This window comes from Janthinobacterium sp. BJB304, assembly GCF_002735765.1.
Classification (GTDB): domain Bacteria; phylum Pseudomonadota; class Gammaproteobacteria; order Burkholderiales; family Burkholderiaceae_D; genus Janthinobacterium.
This window is the reverse complement of record NZ_PDZN01000016.1, coordinates 113,935-134,570: the sequence shown is the minus strand read 5'-3', so window position 1 is coordinate 134,570 and position 20,636 is coordinate 113,935. Positions and strand designations below refer to the sequence as shown.

The 20,636-nt window shown below is 62.1% G+C and carries 20 protein-coding genes and 2 tRNA genes; 16 read left to right on the top strand and 6 right to left on the bottom strand.

Annotated elements, in window-relative coordinates; all coding sequences use genetic code 11:
* Nucleotides 1-139 precede the first annotated feature (139 nt).
* On the top strand, nt 140-478 hold the full coding sequence (locus tag CSQ95_RS19425; RefSeq protein ID WP_034758685.1) for a P-II family nitrogen regulator: 339 nt from the start codon (nt 140-142) through the stop codon (nt 476-478).
* A gap of 158 nt (nt 479-636) precedes the next feature.
* Here CSQ95_RS19425 and CSQ95_RS19420 read toward each other — a convergent pair whose 3' ends face one another.
* The 3 genes from CSQ95_RS19420 to trxB form a co-directional block, all read right to left on the bottom strand.
* Complete coding sequence (locus CSQ95_RS19420) at nt 637-1,266, bottom strand: trimeric intracellular cation channel family protein (RefSeq protein ID WP_099410694.1); 630 nt, start codon at nt 1,264-1,266, stop codon at nt 637-639.
* Between the two features lie 135 nt (nt 1,267-1,401).
* Nucleotides 1,402-2,076 (bottom strand): Smr/MutS family protein, encoded by a 675-nt coding sequence (locus CSQ95_RS19415; protein WP_099410693.1) that lies wholly within the window; start codon nt 2,074-2,076, stop codon nt 1,402-1,404.
* 7 nt (nt 2,077-2,083) lie between these two features.
* Nucleotides 2,084-3,037 (bottom strand): thioredoxin-disulfide reductase, encoded by a 954-nt coding sequence (gene trxB, locus CSQ95_RS19410; RefSeq protein ID WP_034786153.1) that lies wholly within the window; start codon nt 3,035-3,037, stop codon nt 2,084-2,086.
* Between the two features lie 216 nt (nt 3,038-3,253).
* Here trxB and CSQ95_RS19405 point away from each other — a divergent pair, with 216 nt between their 5' ends.
* The 3 genes from CSQ95_RS19405 to CSQ95_RS19395 all read left to right on the top strand — a co-directional run bounded on the left by CSQ95_RS19405 (nt 3,254) and on the right by CSQ95_RS19395 (nt 7,667).
* Nucleotides 3,254-5,614 carry a DNA translocase FtsK gene (locus CSQ95_RS19405; protein WP_070225006.1) on the top strand — a complete coding sequence of 787 codons (2,361 nt, stop codon included), beginning with the start codon at nt 3,254-3,256 and terminating at the stop codon, nt 5,612-5,614.
* A 31-nt stretch (nt 5,615-5,645) separates the two neighbouring features.
* Entirely contained in the window at nt 5,646-6,275 is a 630-nt protein-coding gene (lolA, locus tag CSQ95_RS19400) for an outer membrane lipoprotein chaperone LolA (protein ID WP_099410692.1), read from the top strand.
* A gap of 72 nt (nt 6,276-6,347) precedes the next feature.
* On the top strand, nt 6,348-7,667 hold the full coding sequence (locus CSQ95_RS19395) for a replication-associated recombination protein A (RefSeq protein WP_070225008.1): 1,320 nt from the start codon (nt 6,348-6,350) through the stop codon (nt 7,665-7,667).
* A 1-nt stretch (nt 7,668) separates the two neighbouring features.
* On the opposite strand, the gene CSQ95_RS19390 is transcribed toward CSQ95_RS19395, so the two are convergent.
* Nucleotides 7,669-8,406 carry an NAD(P)-dependent oxidoreductase gene (locus CSQ95_RS19390; RefSeq protein ID WP_099410691.1) on the bottom strand — a complete coding sequence of 246 codons (738 nt, stop codon included), beginning with the start codon at nt 8,404-8,406 and terminating at the stop codon, nt 7,669-7,671.
* Nucleotides 8,403-8,693: a DUF2917 domain-containing protein gene (locus tag CSQ95_RS19385; protein ID WP_180279106.1), complete on the bottom strand. Its 291-nt coding sequence runs from the start codon at nt 8,691-8,693 to the stop codon at nt 8,403-8,405. The genes CSQ95_RS19390 and CSQ95_RS19385 overlap by 4 nt, the downstream gene beginning before the upstream one ends.
* Before the next feature lie 180 nt (nt 8,694-8,873).
* Here CSQ95_RS19385 and CSQ95_RS19380 point away from each other — a divergent pair, with 180 nt between their 5' ends.
* From CSQ95_RS19380 to CSQ95_RS19360, 5 genes are all read left to right on the top strand, one after another.
* Entirely contained in the window at nt 8,874-10,295 is a 1,422-nt protein-coding gene (locus CSQ95_RS19380) for a PLP-dependent aminotransferase family protein (protein WP_099410730.1), read from the top strand.
* A 149-nt stretch (nt 10,296-10,444) separates the two neighbouring features.
* Entirely contained in the window at nt 10,445-10,648 is a 204-nt protein-coding gene (locus tag CSQ95_RS19375) for a hypothetical protein (protein ID WP_070313182.1), read from the top strand.
* A 135-nt stretch (nt 10,649-10,783) separates the two neighbouring features.
* Nucleotides 10,784-12,073: a serine--tRNA ligase gene (gene serS / locus CSQ95_RS19370; RefSeq protein ID WP_099410689.1), complete on the top strand. Its 1,290-nt coding sequence runs from the start codon at nt 10,784-10,786 to the stop codon at nt 12,071-12,073.
* A gap of 113 nt (nt 12,074-12,186) precedes the next feature.
* Nucleotides 12,187-12,276: transfer RNA gene (locus CSQ95_RS19365), tRNA-Ser, on the top strand.
* Nucleotides 12,277-12,617: 341 nt separating this feature from the next.
* Nucleotides 12,618-12,707 (top strand) — tRNA-Ser (locus CSQ95_RS19360).
* 158 nt (nt 12,708-12,865) lie between these two features.
* Here CSQ95_RS19360 and CSQ95_RS19355 read toward each other — a convergent pair.
* Nucleotides 12,866-13,465 (bottom strand): hypothetical protein, encoded by a 600-nt coding sequence (locus CSQ95_RS19355; RefSeq protein WP_143450011.1) that lies wholly within the window; start codon nt 13,463-13,465, stop codon nt 12,866-12,868.
* Between the two features lie 130 nt (nt 13,466-13,595).
* Here CSQ95_RS19355 and hisC point away from each other — a divergent pair, with 130 nt between their 5' ends.
* From hisC to CSQ95_RS19320, 7 genes are all read left to right on the top strand, one after another.
* Complete coding sequence (gene hisC / locus CSQ95_RS19350; protein ID WP_099410687.1) at nt 13,596-14,651, top strand: histidinol-phosphate transaminase; 1,056 nt, start codon at nt 13,596-13,598, stop codon at nt 14,649-14,651.
* A 4-nt stretch (nt 14,652-14,655) separates the two neighbouring features.
* The gene (locus CSQ95_RS19345) at nt 14,656-15,093 is read left to right on the top strand and encodes a GNAT family N-acetyltransferase (RefSeq protein WP_099410686.1); all 438 of its coding nucleotides are present in this window, start codon (nt 14,656-14,658) and stop codon (nt 15,091-15,093) included.
* A 63-nt stretch (nt 15,094-15,156) separates the two neighbouring features.
* Nucleotides 15,157-16,026: an NAD(P)-dependent oxidoreductase gene (locus CSQ95_RS19340; RefSeq protein WP_099410685.1), complete on the top strand. Its 870-nt coding sequence runs from the start codon at nt 15,157-15,159 to the stop codon at nt 16,024-16,026.
* Between the two features lie 207 nt (nt 16,027-16,233).
* A complete protein-coding gene (locus tag CSQ95_RS19335; protein WP_099410684.1) occupies nt 16,234-17,298 on the top strand; it encodes a YeiH family protein in 1,065 nt (354 codons plus the stop codon).
* Nucleotides 17,299-17,314: 16 nt separating this feature from the next.
* Nucleotides 17,315-18,619: a D-amino acid dehydrogenase gene (locus CSQ95_RS19330; protein WP_099410683.1), complete on the top strand. Its 1,305-nt coding sequence runs from the start codon at nt 17,315-17,317 to the stop codon at nt 18,617-18,619.
* Nucleotides 18,616-19,431, top strand: coding sequence for a thiazole synthase (locus tag CSQ95_RS19325; RefSeq protein WP_099410682.1), 816 nt, complete (start codon nt 18,616-18,618; stop codon nt 19,429-19,431). Before CSQ95_RS19330 ends, CSQ95_RS19325 begins: the two co-directional genes overlap by 4 nt.
* 82 nt (nt 19,432-19,513) lie before the next feature.
* Nucleotides 19,514-20,524, top strand: coding sequence for a porin (locus CSQ95_RS19320; RefSeq protein ID WP_099410681.1), 1,011 nt, complete (start codon nt 19,514-19,516; stop codon nt 20,522-20,524).
* Nucleotides 20,525-20,636 lie beyond the last annotated feature (112 nt).

Sequence of the window (20,636 nt, the reverse complement as noted above, 5' to 3'; positions counted from 1 at the left end):
ACTACCGGGCATCCGTTGCTCACCGTACTAAAGTACGGCTCCGCTACTCAACCCGGTATTGAACTTGCTCGCTACGGTTTTGCGGGGTTCCGTTAAGCCAGCTAATGAAGAACTGACGATTATCAATAAGGAGAAAGCCATGAAACAGATTACCGCCATCATCAAACCATTCAAGCTCGACGAAGTACGCGAGGCGCTGGCCGACGTGAACGTGACGGGCTTGACCGTGACGGAAGTGAAGGGCTTTGGCCGCCAGAAGGGCCATACCGAGCTGTACCGTGGCGCCGAGTACGTGGTCGACTTCTTGCCGAAAGTCAAAGTCGAAGTGGTGGTGGACGACAGCGTGTCGGAACTGGTGGTCGACGCCATCATCAAGGCTGCCCGCACGGGCAAGATTGGCGACGGCAAGATCTTCGTGCGCGACGTGGAGCAGGTCATCCGCATCCGCACGGGCGAGACAGGCCCGGACGCGGTCTAAGTTTTCTTGCCGGAGGCTGCGCCAACGATGGCGTCGGATTACGGCTCTTCGAGCCTGATCCGACCTACCGCCTGATATACGTTGCTACGCGTAGGTCGGCTTAGCGCGCCAGCGCGTAAGCCGACATTGCTGAGTCACCCAAGCTGCCGGATTGCACTTCAGCGCCCCAGCCGCATGTCGAATTTCCAGCAGATCAGGCGCAGCATCGTGATGCCGCTGGCGCTGGTCCACAGCGCGAAGTCGTGCTCGGCGCCGAAGTGCATCTGCAATAAATAAGCCCAGCAGCCGAAAAACGCGCAGATGGCGTAGGGTTTTCCGTCACGAAACACCATCGGCACTTCGTTGCAGACGATGTCGCGCATCACGCCGCCGAAAATCCCCGTAATCACCCCCATCATCGAGGCAATAAAGATCGGCATGCCCGCGCGCATCGCTTCGGCCACGCCGGCGATGGCGAACATGCCCAGGCCGATGGCGTCGGCGATGACGATGAGGCGTTCCGAGACGATCTGGCGCAAATGCTGGATCAGGGGCGCGGCCGTCAGGGCCAGAACGAAGATCAGAATCGCGTATTCCTGGTGCGAAACCCAGAATAAAGGCCGCTTGTCGAGCAGGATGTCACGCAAGGTGCCGCCGCCGAAGGCCGTGATGAAGGCCACGACGAATACGCCGACCAGGTCCATGCGCTTGCGGCGCGCTTCGATGAAGCCGGAAAACGCGCCCACCAGGATGGCGATGACCTCAATGATCTTGATCAGCGAGCCAGGCGGCAATTGGGGTGGCATCATGGGTGGAGCGCGTGCACGAGACGCTAAGCAGGAAATAATTGTCACAGGTTAACATGACACGGCCCCGAATGGTGACAAACGGGGCCGTGCGCAGGGTGTAACTTGTTACTGAATTGTAATTTCTTGCTATCTGTCCTAGCGGATGGGCTGCAGCGCGGAAGAAAGCAATACCACCAGTGCGCCATCGCCCCCTTCGGAGCGGCGCGCCTGGCAAAAGGCGATGACTTCATCCTTTTGCACGAGCCAGCTGTGCACCATCGATTTCAAGACCGGTTCCTGGCCTTTCGAGCCAAAACCCTTGCCGTGGATCACGCGCACGCAGCGCAGCTTGCGCCGCGTCGCCTGGTTCAAGAAGGCGCCGATGCCGTCGCGCGCCTCGTCGCGGCGCAAGCCGTGCAAGTCCAGCTCATCCTGGATGGGCCAGTGGCCCTTGCGCATCTTCTTGATCACGTCCGGCCCCACGCCGGGGCGGGCGTAGTTCAGGGCCGGATCGTTTTCCAGGTAATGGTCGACCTCGAACAAGTCCGACAGCGACTCGCGCAGCACGGCCGCATCGTCCTCTTCCGGAGACAATTTGCGCGCCGGCTGCTGGACGCTGGCTGTGCGCGCCTTGGGCAGGCTGGGCACGTAGCGGTCCGACTCGGGCAGGCGCTTGACGCCGCCGATGCTGGCCTTGAACAGATTACTTTCCACGGCCTGCACCTTGACCTGCTGCGCGCGTTCAGCCGCAGCTTGCGCGCGCGCATCGGCCTGCTCCTTGAGCTGCTTGCTGACCGCTTTCAGGTCGGCAAAGTCTTTCATCGACGCCATGCGACGCTTACTCCTGGCCTTCCAGGTAGCGCTGGGCGTCCAGTGCTGCCATGCAACCCGTACCGGCGCTGGTGATGGCCTGGCGGTAGATATGGTCTTGCACGTCGCCGGCCGCAAATACGCCCGGTGCGCTGGTGGCCGTGGCCATGCCTTCCAGGCCCGTCTTGGTCTTGATGTAGCCGTTGTGCATTTCCAGCTGGCCTTCGAAGATGCCCGTGTTCGGCTTGTGGCCGATGGCGATGAACACGCCATGCACGCTCAATGCTTCGACCTTGCCGTCGATGGTCGATTTGATGTTCAGGCCCGTCACGCCGCCTTCGTTGCCCGTCACTTCGTCCAGAGTGTGGTTATATTTCAACACGATCTTGCCTTCGGCAACCTTGGCGTTCAGGCGGTCGATCAGAATCGCTTCGGCGCGGAACTTGTCGCGGCGGTGGATCAGCGTGACTTTATTGGCGATGTTCGACAGGTACAGCGCTTCCTCGACGGCCGTATTGCCGCCGCCGACGACGGCCACTTCCTGGTTGCGGTAGAAGAAACCATCGCAGGTGGCGCAGGCGGACACGCCCTTGCCCATGAATTCCGCTTCCGACGGCAGGCCCAGGTATTGCGCGGATGCGCCCGTGGCGATGATCAGCGTATCGCACGTGTATTCGTGGCTGTCGCCCTTCAGGCGGATCGGTTTTTCATTGAGGAAAGTGGTGTGGATGTGGTCAAACACGATTTCCGTATTGAAACGCTCGGCATGCTGCAGCAAGCGCTGCATCAGGTCCGGACCTTGCACGCCCATCGGGTCGCCTGGCCAGTTTTCCACGTCGGTGGTGGTCATCAGCTGGCCGCCTTGTTCCACGCCGGTGACCAGCATCGGGTTCAGGTTGGCGCGGGCGGCGTAGACGGCGGCGCTGTAGCCGGCTGGGCCGGAACCGAGGATCAAAACGCGGGCGTGTTTGGTAGTGGTCATAATGAGGCTTCTCTATGAGTGGGGTCTATCCGAATTGGGGGCATACGCGCGAAGAACAAGGGCGTATTGCGCTTGCGCAAGCAATCCACGATTATAGACCAAGCCGCCTGTAGCGACGAATCGTGGGGCCGTCCGGGGCATATATGGCTTAGAATACTTCCTTATTATGGGAAATTCCCTTTCAGAAACATTTTTCACCTTGCAGCGCTTCCCAGAATGACTAAACCAGCCCAGGCCAATCAAAATAGCTACACCCGAAAACCGGTCGAACGCCGGCCCTTGCCCAACCGGCTGGTACGGCTGCTGTCCGAGGCGCGCTGGTTCGCGCTGGCCGCGTTTGCCCTGTATTTCGTGCTGATACTGGCCAGCTTCAACAAGCTCGACCCCGGCTGGTCGCATGCCACCAATGTCGACAAGGTCGCCAACCTGGGCGGCAAGCTCGGTGCGACCTTTTCCGATCTGTTGCTGTATATCTTCGGCTTTTCCGCCTGGTGGTGGTGCGTCTGGCTGCTGCGCACCGTGTGGAATGGCTATCGCCGCCTGAGTAAGCGCTTCCTGCTGGAAGAAGAGGAGGTGGAGCGCGAGCACCATGTCGAGATGCTGATCCGCATCGTCGGCTTTTCCATCATGCTGATCGGCAGCATGGGCCTGGAATACCTGCGCATGGCGAAGAGCCTGCACGTGCAGCTGCCGCGCGATCCCGGCGGCGTGCTGGGTCAGCTGGTGGGGCACTCGGCCCACGTGGCTTTCGGTTTTACGGGCGCCACCTTGTTGCTGTTGCTGCTGTTCGGTCTGGGCTTTTCCCTGTTCTTCCATGTTTCTTGGCTGCAAGTGGCCGAACGCATCGGCGGCGCCATCGAAGACGCCTTCAACTGGTTCGTGCTGCGCTACCAGGACCGCGAAGACCGCCGCCAGGGCGAAGTGGCTGCCGTGCGCCGCGACGAAGTGGTGGTCATCGAACGGGCCAAGCACGTGGAAAAGCACGTGGCCGCGCCGCCCGTCAAAATCGAGCCGCAGGTGGTGACCGTGGTGAAATCTGAGCGCGTGGAAAAGGAACGCCAGGCGCATCTGTTCGAGAACCTGGGCGATGGCAAGCTGCCGCCTTTGTCGCTGCTCGACGAAGCGCCGCCCGTGGTGGAAACGGTGTCCGTGGAAACCCTGGAATTCACGAGCCGCCTGATCGAAAAGAAATTGTCGGACTTTGGCGTGGATGCCAAGGTAGTGGCCGCTTACCCCGGCCCCGTCGTGACGCGCTATGAAATCGAGCCGGCCACGGGCGTGAAGGGCAGCCAGATCGTGGGTCTGGCGCGCGACCTGGCCCGTTCGCTGTCGCTTACGTCGATCCGCGTGGTGGAAACCATTCCCGGCAAGAATTACATGGCGCTGGAATTGCCTAATAGTAAACGCCAGATCGTGCGCCTGACGGAAATCCTCGGCTCCAAGGTCTACAACGATGGCGTGTCCAGCCTGACGATTGCGCTGGGCAAGGATATCGCCGGCAAACCCGTCGTGGCCGATCTCGCCAAGATGCCCCACTTGCTGGTGGCCGGCACCACCGGTTCCGGCAAGTCCGTCGGCATCAATGCGACGATTCTGTCGCTGCTGTACAAGTCCGACCCGCTCGACGTGCGGCTGATTCTGATCGATCCGAAGATGCTGGAAATGTCCGTCTACGAAGGCATCCCGCACTTGCTGGCGCCCGTCGTGACGGACATGCGCCAGGCGGGCCATGCACTGAACTGGGCCGTGAACGAGATGGAACGCCGCTACAAGCTGATGAGCAAGATGGGCGTGCGTAACCTGGCCGGCTACAACGCGAAGATTGCCGACGCGAAAAAGCGCGAAGAGCACATCCCGAATCCGTTCAGCCTGACGCCGGATTCGCCGGAACCGCTGGAAAAACTGCCGACCATCGTCATCATCATCGACGAGCTGGCCGACCTGATGATGGTGGTGGGCAAAAAAGTCGAGGAATTGATCGCGCGTATCGCGCAAAAGGCGCGCGCCGCCGGTTTGCACTTGATTCTGGCCACGCAGCGCCCATCTGTAGACGTGATCACGGGGCTGATCAAGGCGAATATCCCGACGCGTATCGCCTTCCAGGTCTCGTCGAAGATCGACTCGCGCACGATTCTGGACCAGATGGGCGCGGAAACCCTGCTGGGCATGGGCGACATGCTGTACATGCCGCCCGGCACCGGCTTGCCGATGCGCGTGCACGGCGCGTTTGTGTCGGATGAAGAAGTCCACCGCGTTGTCAGCCATTTGAAGCTGCAGGGCGAACCGAATTACATCGAGGGCATCCTCGAAGGCGGCACCCTGGAAGGCGACGGCGCCGAAGGCGGCGCGCCGGGCGAGGGCGGCGGCGAGGCCGATGCCCTGTACGACCAGGCGGTGGCGGTGGTGCTGAAAAACCGCCGCGCCTCAATTTCGCTGGTGCAGCGTCATTTGCGCATCGGCTACAACCGCGCGGCCCGTCTGCTCGAGCAGATGGAGCAGAGCGGGGTGGTATCAACCATGCAATCCAATGGCAACCGGGAAATCCTGGTGCCGGCGGCGAGTAGTGAACAAGGGTAACGGAATGAAGAATACGACTTTCGCAGCAAAAATGATCATCGGCGCGGCCAGCGTCGCCTGCAGTATGCTGTTCGCGGCCAGCGCCTCGGCCAGTGCCCTCGAGCAATTCAAGAGCTTTGCGGCCGGCACCAAGTCGGCCAAGGGCGAGTTCGTGCAGCGGCAAGTCAAGAAGGCGGACGCCAGCGGCAAGGCGAAAGTGTCGACGCCAGCCAGTGGCACCTTCGAGTTTGCCCGTCCGGGCAAGTTCATCTGGACCTACCTGAAGCCGTACGAGCAACTGCTGCAAGCGGACGGCGACAAGTTGTATATCTACGACAAGGACCTGAGCCAGGTGACGGTCAAGAAGCTGGGCGACGCGCTCGGTTCCTCGCCGGCCGCCATCTTGTTCGGCAGCAACGACCTGGAAAAGAATTTCACCCTGGCCGAAGCAGGCACGCGCGATGGCCTGGAATGGCTGAAAGCGACGCCGAAAGCGAAGGACACGACCTTCGACGAAATCACCATCGGCCTGCGCAACGGCGTGCCCGAAGCGATGGAATTGCGCGACTCGTTCGGGCAGACGTCGGTGCTGGCGTTCAAGAATTTTCAGAAGAATCCGGCACTGTCTGCGAACCATTTCAAATTCGTGATGCCTAAAGGCGCGGACGTGATCAACAACTAAGTTTTTCACGTGCTGTTTTTTTGACCGGCCTCGCACCATGCGGGGCCTTTGCATTCTTACCCGGTACATATTATGGCGGATCTTTTTTCCACCGCACCGCGCCAGCCGCTGGCCGAAGCCTTGCGGCCTGCTACCCTGAACGAAGTCATCGGCCAGACGCACTTGCTGGGCGTCGGCAAGCCGCTGCGCCTGGCGTTCGAGGCGGGCAAGGCCCATTCGATGATCTTGTGGGGACCGCCCGGCGTGGGCAAGACGACCTTGGCGCGCCTGATGGCAAACGCGTTTGACAGCGAATTCATCGCCCTGTCGGCCGTGTTTGCGGGCGTGAAAGATATTCGCGCGGCCATGGACCAGGCCCGCCACAGCCTGGACCAGTTCGGCAAGCACACTTTATTGTTCGTCGACGAAATCCACCGGTTTAATAAATCGCAGCAGGATGCCTTGCTGCCCTTTGTCGAGTCGGGCCTGGTGACGTTTATTGGCGCCACCACCGAAAATCCCAGCTTCGAAGTCAACTCGGCGCTGCTGTCGCGCGCGCAAGTGTATGTGTTGAAATCGCTCAACGAAGACGAGATGAAGCAGTTGCTGGCCAAGGCGCAAAGCACGGCGCTGACGCACCTGACATTCGACGAAGCGGCGGCCGACACCCTTATCGGCTACGCGGATGGCGATGCGCGCCGCTTTTTGAACTTGCTGGAACAGGCCGAGACGGCCGCCAGCTCGACGGGTACGACGACCATCGACGCGGCCTTCGTCGACAATGCGCTCACATTAAATTCGCGCCGCTTCGACAAGGGCGGCGACAATTTCTATGATCAGATTTCTGCCCTGCACAAGTCCGTGCGCGGTTCGAACCCGGATGCGGCCCTGTACTGGTTTTGCCGCATGATCGACGGCGGCGCCGACCCGCGCTACCTGTCGCGGCGCATCGTGCGCATGGCCTGGGAAGACATCGGCCTGGCCGACCCCCGTGCCTTGACGATGGTCAATGATGCGGCGGAAACGTACGAGCGCCTCGGTTCGCCCGAAGGCGAGCTGGCCCTGGGCCAGGCCGTGATTTACCTGGCGATCGCCGCGAAAAGCAATGCCGGCTACAACGCGTTCAATACGGCCATGGCCTTCGTCAAGAAAGACAAGTCGAAGGAAGTGCCCGTGCACTTGCGCAATGCGCCGACGAAGCTGATGAAGGAACTCGGCTACGGCCACGCCTACCGCTACGCGCACGACGAGCCCGATGCGTATGCTGCCGGGGAAACCTATTTCCCGGACGGCATGGCTGAACCGGGCTGGTACCAGCCCGTGCCGCGCGGCCTGGAAAGTAAAATAGCCGACAAATTGGCCTGGCTGCGCGAGCTTGACAGGAAAGCAGGAAAACCGGCCGGCAAGGGCTGAATTACAGTCCCAGCAAGGTAAAGCCGTCATCCTGCGGCGCGTAGCCGACCAGCCGGCGCGTCGCGTCGATGGATAGCCGTTTATAACGGTTGTCCGACACGCCATGCACGACGTGGTAGCCGGCTGGCACGTCCGCCGCGATGCAGCAGGCCAGCAGCTGCACCACGTCGCGCTCGCTGATGAAGGCGGCCACGTCGCGCGCGCTGTGCTCTTGGCCTGGCGCAAAGCGGGCCACGTTGGCGATGCGCACGGCGATCGCCGTCATGCCATGCTGGTGCGCGAAGGCCGACGCCACGCCTTCGCCGAAGGCCTTGCTGGCGCCATACATGTTCGCCGGACGCGCGGGCATGCTTTCGTGCACTTGCACGTCCAGCTGATAGCCTTCGACGGCTTGCGCGCTGCTGGCGAATACCACTCTTTTCACTCCCTGCGCCTGTGCCGCGCGGAAGATGTTGTGCGTGCCGATGATGTTCGGCTGCAGTAACTGCGCGTCGAAATCGGCGCTGGCGTGCGGGACGCCGGCCAGGTGCAGCACCACGTCGATGTCCAGGCAGGCGGCCAGGCAGGCGGCGTAATCGCTGACGTCGAGCTGCATGGACGGGCAGGGCGCTTGCGCCAGCCCGTCCGTGTGCAGGTCGGCCAGGCGCAGGGAGAATTCCCCGTGCCGGCGCTTCCAGAAAGCGGTGCCGATGATGCCGGCGGCGCCCGTGACGAGGACGCGCAAAGGTTGTTGAATCATGTATTCCTTGTATTGAGTGTGTGAGGCAGTGCCTGGTTCAGCCAGCGCAGCAGGGCGGGGCGCGGGGCGGCCGTCCCATGCACGCGGATGCGTCCGTTGCCCACGGCTTCGACCAGCACCAGGCCGTCATTCGGTATCGTGTAGCGTTCACCGCTGCGCAGCACGCAATCCTCGAACTGGGCATAGGCCGTGATCCAGGCCGTGCCGGACAGGCATTCGATGACCCTGGCGCGCGCTTTTTCCAGGCGCAAGGGGCGTTCGCTGCGTAATTCGTGGTCGGTTTGCATGGCATCGCTCCTGTTGTGCGGACAGGAACAGCTTAGGCGCTGGGCTTGAACCATGACAGATGCAGGAAACCGAAATTGTCATGCATACAGTGCGCTTCATCGTACACTGTGCTTGTCAAAAAAACGGGCAACTGTATCTGTGCGTGCCGCGCGCGCCAGCCGCATACTGAAGGGATGAACATGAATGCGCCTTTGAATCTGTACGAGCACCTGGCCAACGAGCTGGGCGCCCTGATCGACGCGCGCGTGTTCGCGCCCGGCGACCGCCTGCCGTCGATCCGCCACCTGGCGCAGCAAAAGCGCATTTCCGTCAGCACAGTGATGCAAGCCTTGCGCCTGATGGAAGACCGGGGGCAGGTCGATGCGCGGCCCCAGTCCGGCTATTTCGTGCGCCACCGGGCGCCGCGCCGGCCCTGCAGCGCGGACGCGCAGCATCTGAAGGAGCCGGCCTTTGTCGGCATCAACAATCTGTTGATGCGCGTGCTGAAGGAAAACGAGGCGCCCGATATCGTGCAGCTGGGCACGGCCTGGCCGCCCGACGAGATATTGCCCATCAAGCGCATGCAGCGCACCATCAGCGCGGTGGCGCGGCGCGAGCCGGCGTTATTGAGCAAGGTCAGCTGCTACGACGTCAGCGAAGGCAATTTTTTGCGTCAGGTCACGCGCCGGGCGCTGGACTGGGGCAAGCTGGACCCGCGCGAGATCGTCGTGACGAATTCCTGCACGGAAGCGATCAGCCTGTGCCTGCGCGCCGTCGCCAGGCCGGGCGATACCATCGCCATCGAGTCGGCCACGTATTTCGTGCTGCTGCAGATGATAGAAAGCCTGGGCATGAAGGCGCTGGAAATCCCCACCGACCCAAAGACGGGGCCGTCGCTCGATGCGCTCGAACTGGCCCTGCGCGCCGGCCTCGTGCAGGCGTGCCTGTTCGTGCCGAACGCGAACAATCCCCTGGGCTGCGTCATGCCGGAAGCCAACAAGAAGCGCTTGGCGGGCTTGCTGTCGGAATTTAATATTCCGCTGGTGGAAGACGATGTGTATGGCGACCTGTGCTTTGCGCCGCAGCGCCCGTGGCCTGTGAAGGCTTACGACACGAGCGGCAATGTGCTGCTGTGTTCCTCGTTTTCCAAGGCCATCACGCCCGCGTCGCGCGTGGGCTATGTGCTGGCCGGGCGTTTCGCGCAGGAAGTGGCCTTGCTGAAAACCGTGTCGAGCGGCGCCACCAGCCATTTTTTCCAGGCCGTACTGGCCGATTTTTTGGAGGGCAGCAGCTACGACCAGCAGCTGCGCAAGATGCGGCGCACGCTGGTGCAGCGCATCGCGCGCATGTCCGATGCCGTGGCGGCCAGCTTTCCGGTCGATTGCATGCTGTCCGAGCCGCAGGGCGGTTTCGTGCTGTGGGTGCAGATGCCGCCGCAGGTCGATGCGCTGGCCCTGCATGGCCATGCCATTGCGGACGGCGTGGCGTATATGCCGGGCCAGCTGTTCTCGGCTTCGGGCAAGTTCGGCAATTATCTGCGCCTCAATTGCGGCAATGCGTGGACGCCGCGCATCGAGCAGGCGATCGGCCGGCTGGGCCGTCTGGTGCATGAGGCCTTGTAACTATTCTTTGCGTTTCAGTCCCCGTTTTTCACCGTTCGCTCCCTGTTTTTCGCCGCTGGTCGCAAGCCGGTGGCCTTGTTTGCCGCCGTTGGCTAAAGTAGCACCATACCAGCAGCAGTCAACGAAACAAACTAACCAGGAGTCACATCATGAACGCACTGAAAAACATGGAAATCGCCTTTATCGCCGCCGCCGTCCTGGCCATCGGTAGCAGCTTCGCCACCGCCGGCGCCAACACGGTGGAGGTGAGCGCCACGTCGACCCTGATCGCCCAGGCCGCCGACAGCACGATGCCCGTCGTCACCGTCAGCGCCCGCCGCCTGACGGCCGCCGAAAAAGCCGCTTTCATTTAAGTATCCGCCGTAAAGCGGGCGCGAGTGCCCGGCCATGCCGCCATGACGATGGCAGAGCGAGTGCAAAACTCATAAAGAACTGAACGGGTCTTGGTACAATGAGTGCTTTCGATACATCGGCACCGCCATTCACCCATGATAGATATCCAACTTCTCCGTAAAGACATCGCCAACGTCGCAGAACGCCTGGCGACGCGCAAATTCCAGCTCGACGTGGCAGGTTTTACCGCCCTCGAAGCCGAACGCAAGGCGATCCAGACGCGCACCGAAGAGCTGCAGGGCAAGCGCAACGCGCTGTCCAAGCAAATCGGCATGTTGAAAGGCAAGGGGGAAGACACCTCGGCCGTGATGGCGCAAGTGGCCGGCCTGGGCGATGAGCTGAAAGCCGATGAAGCGGCCCTGACCGTGGTGCAAGCCAAGCTGAGCGACTTCATCATGGCGGTGCCGAACCTGCCGCACGAATCGGCACCGGTAGGCACGGATGAGTCGGGCAACGTGGAAGTGCGCAAGGTCGGCACGCCGCGCACGTTCGATTTCGAAGTCAAGGATCACGTCGACGTGGGCGCCCCGCTGGGCCTCGACTTCGAAGTGGCCACCAAGCTGACCGGTTCGCGCTTCTCCGTGATGAAGGGCGGCATCGCCCGTCTGCACCGCGCACTGGCGCAATTCATGCTCAACACGCACGTGGACGAGCACGGCTACACGGAATGCTATACGCCGTACATGGTCAACGCCGATTCGCTGCGCGGCACGGGCCAGCTGCCAAAATTCGAAGCTGATCTGTTCTCGGTGAAAAAAGGCGGCGTGGAAGGCGAGGGCGAGACCTTCTACCTGATCCCCACGTCGGAAGTGTCGCTGACCAACATCGCGCGCGATGAAATCCTCGCGCTCGACCAATTGCCCCTGAAAATGACGGCCCACACGCCATGCTTCCGTTCGGAAGCGGGCAGCTATGGCCGCGACACGCGCGGCATGATCCGCCAGCACCAGTTCGACAAGGTGGAAATGGTGCAAGTGGTGCACCCGGACACCTCGTACCAGGTGCTGGAAGAAATGGTCGGCCACGCGGAAACGATATTGCAACGCCTGGGCCTGCCGTACCGCGTGATGTCGCTGTGCACCGGCGACATGGGCTTTACGGCCAGCAAGACCTTCGACCTGGAAGTATGGCTGCCGGCGCAGAACACCTACCGTGAAATCTCGTCCCTGTCGAACACGGAAGCCTTCCAGGCACGCCGCATGCAGGCACGTTTCCGCAACGCCGCCGGCAAGCCGGAACTGGCCCACACCCTGAACGGCTCCGGCCTGGCAGTGGGCCGTACCCTGGTGGCCGTGCTGGAAAACTACCAGCAAGCGGACGGCAGCGTCGAAATCCCGCCAGTGCTGCGCCCGTATATGGGCGGCCTGACGCATCTGAAGGCGTAAAAAAGACCAGGCAGCTTGCTGCAATGGAAGGCTTAAAATAGTCCTTCCATTTTTTCAAGCGGCTGCTATAATCTTGCCTTCTCGCAGCAATGCGGGAAAAGACCGCAGCAAATGGAGAGGTGGCAGAGTGGTCGAATGTACTTGACTCGAAATCAAGCGTACGTTAAATCGTACCGTGGGTTCGAATCCCACCCTCTCCGCCAGAACAAATAGAGAAAGCTCCCGCAAGGGAGCTTTTTTTATTTGTGGCGGCGAAGAGGAGTACGCCCCCTGCGGGGCGTACGCGTGGGATTCGAAGCCCCGCGCATATTTGCGCGGGGCCCTCCGAATCGCCCAATTGGTTTTTACGCGTGCGCCAAGGCGGCAGGTTCGAAGACGAGCGCATACTCGCGCGGGGCTCCCCGAATCGCCCAGATAGGTTTTGGTTTGCCAGCAATCAGTTGCAAATCACCAATAAACTCCTACCCAACCCAACAATACCCATGCTAAAATAGCGCCTCGTTCAAACAGGCATGCCAGTTTGAACGAATAGACCGCAGTAAACGGAGAGGTGGCAGAGTGGTCGAATGTACTTGACTCGAAATCAAGCGTACGTTAAATCGTACCGTGGGTTCGAATCCCACCCTCTCCGCCAGAATACATAAGAGAAGCTCCCGCAAGGGAGCTTTTTTTATTAGCGATGCCAAAAAGCCTGAGACGTATCAATACAGGTAGAAAAACCGCCCAAAGCGCGCAGCGCAAGGCGTTTTTTCCTCCATTCAGGTTTTAAAGGCCAGCCCCCAGGAACCCAAGCTAATGCACGAGCTTGGCTACCGCAAACGCGACGCCCGACATGGCAATGATCGTCCCCACACACGACAGGATGACAGCCGACTTCGCCTCAGCCACATCTGACTTGGTCGCATAATTGGAGCGCACCACAGCGAGGTCCAGTTTCAAGCCACCGACATCGGTCTTGAGAACGCCGACATCCGTTTTCAGACCAGCCACATCCACCTTGATGCCGGCCACATCAACCTTCAAATCAGCAACGTCCAGTTTCACACCGGCCATGTCTTTTCCCAGTGTGTTGACTTGCTCGTCCATGGCGCAATCCTCCGTGCTTGTCACTGCATGCTCCTCGCTTTTTTCACCGCTGTCAAACAGTGTCCCGAGGGTATCGCGCATGGCTTTGCTATTGTTTGCCAGGCGTTGTGCCAGTGCCGTCACGCGCTGCAAGTCGGCCATTCCTTCGCCCTGTAGCTGCTCAGTGGCAGTCTGCAATTCGACGGCGATCTGTTCGCCGAGACTGGCTGCGACTTGCAGCCACGCATCGATCTTGCGCTGGCGTGCCTGTTGCGTGAGCGCGTCATGCCGCACCCGCGTATCGCTCAGCTTGTGCATGCTGTTCATGCCACGTCCTCTACAGTCTGGGGCCGATGCCGATGCTGTCCACGTTACCCCTTGCCGATGCACCCCACCTTGACCCCGCTCAGCCTATGTTAATCTACCCCCTCCCATCCCGACCCCACCCATAAAAGCAATGAGCCGATTCTGGAGCAACATCGTCAGCGAGCTGACCCCCTACGTCCCTGGCGAGCAGCCGAAACTGCCCGACCTGGTGAAACTCAACACCAACGAAAACCCCTACGGTCCGTCGCCGCAGGTGCTGGCCGCATTGCACGAAGCAGCCAACGACAGCCTGCGCCTCTACCCGGACCCGTCCGCCAGCGAGCTGAAGCAAACCCTGGCCGCCTACCACGGCCTCAACAGCGCGCAAGTGTTCGTCGGCAATGGTTCCGACGAAGTGCTGGCGCTGGCCTTCATGGCCTTGCTCAAGCACGATGCGCCCCTGCTGTTCCCGGACATCAGCTACAGCTTCTATCCCGTGTATTGCAAGCTGTACGGTATCGATTACCGGACGGTCGCGCTCGACGATGCCATGCGCATCCGCCCGGAAGACTATCAAGGGCCGTGCGGCGCCATCATCTTCCCGAATCCCAACGCGCCCACGGGCGTGGACTTGCCGCTGGCCGGCGTGGAAACCTTGCTGCGCGACCATCCCGATGCCGTGGTGGTGGTCGATGAAGCGTATGTGGATTTCGGCGGCGAGAGCGCCGTGGCCCTGGTCGAGCGGTATCCGAATTTGCTGGTGGTGCAGACGTTCTCGAAGTCGCGTTCGCTGGCCGGCTTGCGCGTCGGCTGCGCCTTCGGTCATGCGGACCTGATCGAGGCGCTGGAGCGCGTGAAGAACAGTTTCAACTCGTATCCGCTGGATAGGCTGGCCTTGGCCGGCGCCGTCGCTTCGCTGCACGACGAAGCGTATTTCCAGCAGACGCGCCAGGCCGTGATCGCCAGCCGCGAACAGCTGGCGGCGGACCTGGCGGCGCTGGGCTTCGAAGTGCTGCCGTCCGTGGCCAACTTTGTCTTTGCCCGCCACCCGCAGCATGACGCGGCGCAACTGGCGGCCGGCCTGCGCGCCCGCTCCGTGATCGTGCGCCATTTCAATGCACCGCGCATCAGCCAGTATTTGCGCATCAGCATCGGCAACCCGGCCGAGTGCGCCGCCTTGATGGCGGCCTTGCGCGCAGTGCTGTGACGCCATGCTGACCTTCGTCCCAGCCAGCAGCGCCGATGGCGAGGCGCTGGCCAGCCTGCGCGTGGCCGCCATGCGCGACAGCCTGGAGCGCATCGGCCGCTATGATCCGCAGCGGGCGCGCCAGCGTTTCCTGTCCACCTACGACCCCGATTGCACCTGGCAGTTGCGCCACGGCGGCGCGCTGGCCGGCTTTTATGTGTTGCGCCCGCAAGCGGATTATTTGCTGCTCGACCACCTCTATCTGGCGCCGGAATGCCAGCGGCAAGGCATGGGCGCGGCCGTGCTGGCGCGCGTGTTTGCCGAGGCCGATGCGGCCCGCAAGAGCGTGCGCGTGGGCGCCTTGCGCGGCAGCGAGGCGAACCGCTTCTATGTGCGTCACGGCTTCGTGCCGGATGGCGAGGAAGAGTTCGACCTGTATTATCGGCGCGCTCCCGCGCCTTGATGCTGCCGGCGGCGACTGTTTGTGCAACAATAATCGGATTCATACCTCGACAGGACGGACAATATGGCAAAAGTGGCATTCATCGGTTTGGGCGTCATGGGTTTTCCCATGGCAGGTCACCTGGCGGCGGGCGGGCACGACGTCACCGTGTACAACCGCAACCCGGCCCGTGCGGCGGCCTGGCTGGAGCAGCACAAGGGCAGCAGCGCCGCCACGCCGGCCGCCGCCGCTGCCGGCGCCGAATTCGTCTTCACCTGCATCGGCAACGATAACGACCTGTATCAAGTGATCCTGGAAGAGGGCGGCTTGCTGTCCGCCATGGCGTCGGGCAGCATCCTGATCGACCATACGACGGCCTCGGCCGAAGCGGCGCGCACCATCCACGCGGCGGCGAAAGAGCAGGGCGTGTTCTTCCTCGACGCGCCCGTGTCTGGCGGCCAGGCGGGCGCGGAAAACGGCAAGCTGACCGTGATGGTGGGCGGCGACGCGGAAGCGTATGCACGGGCCGAGCCCGTCATCGCCCTGTTCGCGCGCGCCGTCACCTACATGGGCGCATCCGGTTCCGGCCAGCTCACGAAAATGGTCAACCAGATCTGCATCGCGGGCCTGGTGCAAGCCTTGAGCGAGGGTATTGCCTTTGCGGAAAACGCGGGCCTTGATGCGGCCCTGGTGGTCGACGTGATTTCCAAGGGCGCGGCGCAGTCGTGGCAGCTGGAAAACCGGGGCAAGACCATGATCGAGCGCAAGTTCGACTTCGGTTTCGCCGTCGACCTGATGCGCAAGGACCTGGGCATCTGCCTCGCCGAAGCCAAGCGCAACGGCAGCGACTTGCCTGTGACGACCTTAACGGACCAGTTCTATGGCGAAGTGCAGCAGGCGGGCGGCAACCGTTACGACACCTCCAGCCTGATTACCCGCTTGAACAAAAAGTAACTTTTTAACTCTTAAGTAAAGAGCGGCGCGTCCCTGCCCAGGGCCGCGCCGCTCGTCGTTTACGGGGGTGGAAAATAAAAAAACGTCAGTTTCCGGAACATCTGGTTTCGATTTTCATGGAAAAGCATGGACTTCGCTAGCTCATCGTGTATTATTAAAAAACGAGATGAAATGTCCCAATTTTTAAAACATTATGAGCGGACCAGCATGAAAACTAACTCCTCAGCGATAACACGCGTTGTCGACAAGAACATCCCCTACCTGTCTTCCGCCATCGCCATCTGGCGGCCCCGCGCCGTGCTGCGCAGCTGGCCCGGCGTGGCCATCGCGCTGGTGATCGCCCTGTCGGCCACCTTTATTTCAAGCAATTACGGCGGTCCTCAGTTGCTGTACGCGCTGTTCTTCGGCCTGGCTTTCCACTTCCTCGCGTCCGACCCCACCTGCAAGCCCGGCATCGAGTTTTGCAGCAAGGTGCTGCTGCGCACGGGCGTGGCCCTGCTGGGGGCGCGCATCACCTTCAATCAGATCGCCTCGGTCGGCGTGACGCCCCTGCTGATCGTCGTCGGCGGCTTGGTGGCGACTTTGGGTTTCGGCTACCTGCTGGCCAAATGGCTGAAACGTCCGATCACGGAAGGCATTTTGTCGGGCGGCTCCGTTGCCATCTGCGGCGCCTCGGCCGCGCTGGCCATTTCGGCCGTGCTGCCACAAACCAAGGAAAACGAGAAATTCACCCTGCTGACGGTGGTGGGTGTGACCTCGCTGTCCACCCTGGCCATGATCGTCTACCCGCTGCTGGTCAAGCTGCTGGGCTTTGACCCGACGGAAGCGGGCGTGTTCATCGGCGGCACCATCCATGACGTGGCGCAAGTGGTGGGCGCCGGCTATCTGGTGAGCAACCATACGGGCGACGTGGCCACCTTCGTGAAATTGACGCGTGTGGCCTGCCTCGTGCCCGTCGTGCTGGGCCTGTCGATCATGTTCAAGCGCAAGGACGGCAAGAGCGAAGTCGATGCGCCGCCGCTGGTGCCATTCTTCCTGATCGGCTTTGTCTGGCTCGTCATCACCAACAGCCTGGGCCTGATTCCGCAGGAAGTGAATGGCTGGATCAACAATGCCTCGCGCGCCTGCCTCGTCATTGCGATTGCCGCCCTGGGCGTGAAAACTTCGTTCCAGTCGCTGGCCTCGCTGGGCTGGCGTCCCGTGATCATGCTGGTGATGGAGACCGTGTGGATCGCCGCCTTCGTCGCCATCGCCGTCCTGCTGACGCGCTGAGCGAGCCGGGCCCGCCATGAAGATCCTTGTCCTCGGCGCCGGCGTGGTCGGCACGGCATCGGCCTGGTACTTGCGCCAGGCGGGCCACGACGTGCGCGTGCTCGAGCGCCAGGCGGGCGCCGCGCAGGAAACCAGTTTCGGCAACGGCGGGCAGATTTCCGTCTCGCACGCGGAGCCGTGGGCCAATCCCGCCACCCTGCGCAAGGTCTTGACCTGGCTGGGCAAGGACGACGCGCCGCTGCTGTTCCGTCCCCGCCTCGATCCGCTGCAATGGCAGTGGGCCTTGCATTACCTGCGCGAATGCCTGCCGGTCAGGGTGGCGCGCAACATGCGCCAGATCGTCGCCCTGGCCGAGTACAGCCGCCAGAGTTTGCAGGCATTACGGCGCGAGACGGGCATCGCCTACGACCACCTCGAGCGCGGCATTTTGCATTTCTATACGGACCAGCAGGAGTTTGACAAATCGCAAGCGGGCGCCGCGCTCCTGCGCGAGCTGGGCTGCCCGCGCAACACCGTCAGCGCCGACGAAGTGATTCGATTGGAGCCGGCCCTGCGCCACGCGCGCAGCCGCATCGTCGGCGGCGATTTTACGGCCAGCGACGAATCGGGCGACGTGCACTTGTTTACCACGGCCCTGGCCGCGCGCGCGGCGGCTGCCGGCGTGGATTTCCAGTACGGCACCACGGTGACGCGGTTGCTGGCGGACGGCGAGCGCATCACGGGCGTGGAATGCATCGATGCGCAGGGGCGCCATCGCCTGGAATACGCGGACGCCGTGGTGGTGGCCATGGGCAGCTTTTCCGCACCGCTGCTGCAGCCGCTGGGCATCCGGCTGATGTTGTATCCGGGCAAGGGCTACTCGGCCACGTATCCGATTCTTGATTCCGCCGCCGCACCCAGCGTGTCGCTGACGGACGACGGCCATAAGCTGGTGTTTTCGCGCCTGGGATCGCGCCTGCGCGTGGCGGGCACGTGCGAGCTGAACGGCTACACGCGGGAACTCAATCCTGTGCGCTGCGCAGCCATCACGCGCCGCGTGCAGGCCCTGTTTCCCGGCGCCTGCGATTACAGCGACCCCGTCTACTGGGCCGGCCTGCGCCCTCTGACACCGTCGAACGTCCCCTACATCGGCGCCACGCGCTACCGCCAGCTGTTCCTCAACACGGGCCACGGCACCCTGGGCTGGACCATGGGCTGCGGCGCGGGCAGGGTGATCGCCGACCTCGTGTCGGGACGGCGGCCGGAAGTCGATTTTGCGTTTTGCGGCGAAGCCCCCCGGCATGAGGCCGCTTTGGTTCAACTTAGGAGAGCACCACGATGAGAGACGACGCCACCCCCAGCCATACCCCCGGCGGCCTGACCCTGGCCGGCACCACCTACCAGTCGCGCCTGCTGGTGGGCACCGGTAAATACAAGGATTTCGAGGAAACGCGCCTCGCCATCGAGGAAAGCGGCGCCGAGATCGTCACCGTGACGATACGGCGCGTGAATATCGGCCAGGAAAAGGGCGAGCCTAACCTGCTCGACTTCATCCCGCCGTCGAAATACACGATTTTGCCCAACACGGGCGGCTGCTACAACGCGCGCGATGCCGTCTATACCCTGCAGCTGGCGCGCGAGTTGCTGGGCGGCCACCAGTTGTGCAAGCTGGAAGTGCTGGGCGATGAAAAGACCCTGTTCCCGAACATGCCGGAAACGTTAAAGGCGGCGGAGCAGCTGGTGCGCGACGGCTTCCAGGTGATGGTGTATTGCAGCGACGACCCCATCCAGGCGCGCATGCTGGAAGACATCGGCTGCATCGCCGTCATGCCGCTGGCGTCTCTGATCGGCTCGGGCATGGGCATTCTCAATCCATGGAACTTGTCGCTGATCATCGAGCAAGCCAAGGTGCCCGTGCTGGTCGACGCGGGCGTGGGCACGGCGTCGGACGCCGCCATCGCCATGGAACTCGGTTGCGACGGCATTTTGATGAATACCGCCATCGCGGCGGCGCGCGAGCCGATCCGCATGGCGCGCGCCATGAAACTGGCAGTGCAGGGCGGACGCGAGGCCTATCTGGCCGGACGCATGCCCCGGAGAGCGGGCGTCATGAGCGCTTCGCCCTCGTCGCCGATGGCCGGGCTGATCGCCTGAGTTGCCGCATTTACCGCAGTTTGCAGCACCGTTGTTGATTCTGTTTGAAGCACCCATAAAAACCACAATACCTGGAGATGACATGAAACACACACTCGTAACGGCAGCTATCCTGGCCTCCTTCTTCGCCGGCAACGCCAGCGCCCAATCGTCCGTCACCGTGTACGGCTTGCTCGACGCGGGCTTCACGTCCGAACACGGCGGCGCGGACGGTTCCGTCACCAAGCTGGCCACCGGCGTGCAGTCGGGCAGCCGCATCGGCTTCAAGGGCACGGAAGACTTGGGCAACAACTTGAAAGCCAATTTCCTGCTGGAAAATGGCCTCGACGTGGACACGGGCGCCAACCGCCAGGGCGCCTTGTTCGGGCGCAAGGCCTACGTGGGCCTGTCGGGCGGCTTCGGCGCCGTGAACCTGGGCTTGCAGCACAATCCGCTGTTCACCGCGCTGGACAATATCGACCCGTTCGAGACGGGCATGACGGGCGCCTCGATCAACCTGATGAGCGTGGCCAGCCTGCGCACGAAAAATTCCATCATGTATGAAACGCCGAAGGTGAACGGCTTGTCGGCCGCCGTCATGTATGGCTTGGGCGAAAAGCCGGACAGCAATACCCTGGGCCGCACCATCGACTTTTCCATCGACTACGCCAACGGTCCGCTCGTGCTGACCCTGGCGCACGACAACCGCAAGGACACGCCATTGAACACGGCGAAAGTGACCTTGCTGGGCGGTACCTACGACTTCGGCCCGGCCAAGCTGCACGCCGCGTATGAGACGGACAAGGACGATGCGGGCACGGATTTCCGCAACTACATGCTGGGTGTGTCGGCCCCCGTGGGTGCGGCCGGCAGCGTGATGGCCTCGTATATCCGCAAGGATGACCGCACGAATGCGCGCCGCGGCGGGCGCCAGCTGGCCATCGGCTACACGTATGCCTTGTCCAAGCGCACGAACCTGTACACCTCGTACGGGCGCATCAGCAACGATGGCGCAGGCACCAACTTCGTCGGCGACGCATCGAGCGGCGGCAGCGTGCCCTTGCCTGGGCATAACTCGAGCGCCTTCACGGCCGGCATGCGCCTGAAGTTCTAAGCGCGGCGGCGAAGGTAGCGATGGCGGCTTGTCTGTTGCGGATAAGCCGCCATTGTTGTTTCAGGAATGGGTGTAAGTCACGGATTCCGGATTCAGGAATGAAACAGTCCGA